Consider the following 2,120-nt stretch of genomic DNA (forward strand, 5'->3'; position numbering starts at 1 on the left):
GGTGGCCGTGCCATTGCTCAGTATCTGCCCGTCAGTCTGCTGGCCGATGTTACCGCTCATCTCAGCGTTAAGCTGATTAACTCCGGCAATCACGCCGTTGTTGAGCAGCGAGGTGCCTGTCAGCGACAGCGTGGCCGCTTGCCAGTTGCCTTGGTTGACCAAGGCCAACGCGTTAAGCGCCGCCTCGCCGTTGGTGACAATCTGGCTGCCCACACCGCTGTGGAAATCACCGGTCAGATCCAATTGAATGCGTTTGTTCGCTTGCAGCGTACCGCTATTGTCCAGTTGGCGCGCTGCCAGAAGGATCTGTTCGCCTTGCCATACCCCCGCATTGCTCACTGCCGCCGCATTCACCGTCAGTTCACCGCCGCTCAGTAACTGACCGCGGGTCGCATTATTCAAATCCTGTTGCAGTTGCAATACCAACCGCTCGATGCCGATCAGCGTGCCGCTGTTGGTCAGTTGGCTGGCGTTCAACTGTGTGACGTTGCCTTGCGCTTCGCCCTGATTGGTCAACTGTTGCGCAGTAAGCCTGAGTTGGCCTTCACTGAGGATTTTTCCGCTATTGCTCAGCGACGCCACACTCAGCGCAATCGGCCCCTGGCTCAGCAATTGCCCGCTGTTGTCGAGAGTCTGGGTGACGTTCGCCGTCACACTGTCAATACCCAAAGCGCTGCCGGTGTTGTTCCAGGTTTGTGTCTCCACATTCATGTCGCCAGCCTGCAGTTTGCCAGCGTTGCTCAGTTGCCCGGTGTGCAAGGCCAGGTTTTCTCCTGCCAGCAGACGTCCCTCCAGGCGGTTAGTCAGCGTTTGTGCCTCAATATCCGCACGGGCCCCGGCCTGTATCAACCCACGGTTGTCCAGGCTCTGGGTATTTAACGTCAGCATCTTCGCCGCCAGGGTGCCACTGTTGTTCAGTGAAGGCACATCCAGCATCAGCCCCTGGCTTGCCACCAGCGAACCGCTGTTATCCAGGCTACGGGTAAACGCCAGTTCAAGCTGCGGCGCACCGATAAATCCGCTGTTGGTCAGGGCATCACCGCGCAAAGTAAGCTGCTGGCCCGCCTGCAAAGCCCCTTGCTGATTGAGTTGCCTGACCGCCAGCGTTAACCCGTTGTCAGTCTGCATACGGCCTTGTTGGTTGAGGCTGTCGCTGCGCCAGTTGAGAGTACGGGCAATCATATCGGCACGGCTTTCGGCCTGCGCACCGCTGAACGTTAAATCCCCCAGGGTGGTAAACACCCCGGCAAGCTGTGCGCTTTCCGTCGCCACCAATACCATGTCGTCTTTGGCCTGGCTTTGTGCGCTATCCCCCGAGGTGAGCTGTTTGCCGGTTATCGTCAGCGAGCGATCGCTCGACAATAATCCACTCAGCATAAATTGGTCACCCTGCAAGCGGATATCCCCGGCGCTCAGCAATGCCGAGCCCGTCGTGGTCTGCAGGTTACCTGTTACAGCGATACCCTGAACCCCGGTCGCCCGGCCAGCCAGCAGAAACTCTCCGGCCTGTACGTTCAGCAGTCCTTCGGTATACAACGACCCACTGACGTTCAGGGTATCCCGCACCGTCAGTGTCAACGGTTGCTGTGAACCCATCAGCCCACGGTTATTGGCCGCATCGGCATGCAGCGTCAGCGCGCCCGCCGATTGCAGTTGGCCGCTGTTATCGAGTTGCAGAACGTTAACCGTCTGACTCCCCTGCGCCTGTAACAACCCGCTGTTATTCAGCGTTTGTGCCGTTACCTGGCTGTTGCGGTTGGCGGCCAGTTGGCCTGCGTTAGTCAGGTTATTGACCTGCAGCGTCAGATCGCGCCCGGCAGTGAGTTGCCCCTGCCAATCCGCACTGTCGCTGAAGGTGAACTGGATATCCTGTTGTGCGCTCAGCACACTACCGCTTGTGCTTTGCAGACTGCTACCCTGCAGGATGAAATCCCCACCAGAGCTGGCTTTCCCCGCCAGGCTCACTGCGCCGCCTTGCAGCGTGACGCCGTTCAACCCGGTCAGTTGCGAGCCACCATCCAGAATCAAGTCGCGTTGGGCTGCGGCAATCACCGTTCCCGCCCCGAGCTGGCTGTTCAGCCACTTCTGCTCACCGGCGTTTACGACGAGCCGCTGGGTGG

Annotated in this window: 1 pseudogene; it reads right to left on the reverse strand. The window is 59.2% G+C overall.

Annotation, left to right across the window (positions count from 1 at the left end):
- A pseudogene (locus BMI79_RS22755) lies at positions 1-2,120 on the reverse strand (hemagglutinin repeat-containing protein); the annotation flags it as partial.

Source organism: Serratia oryzae, assembly GCF_001976145.1.
GTDB lineage: Bacteria > Pseudomonadota > Gammaproteobacteria > Enterobacterales > Enterobacteriaceae > Chania > Chania oryzae.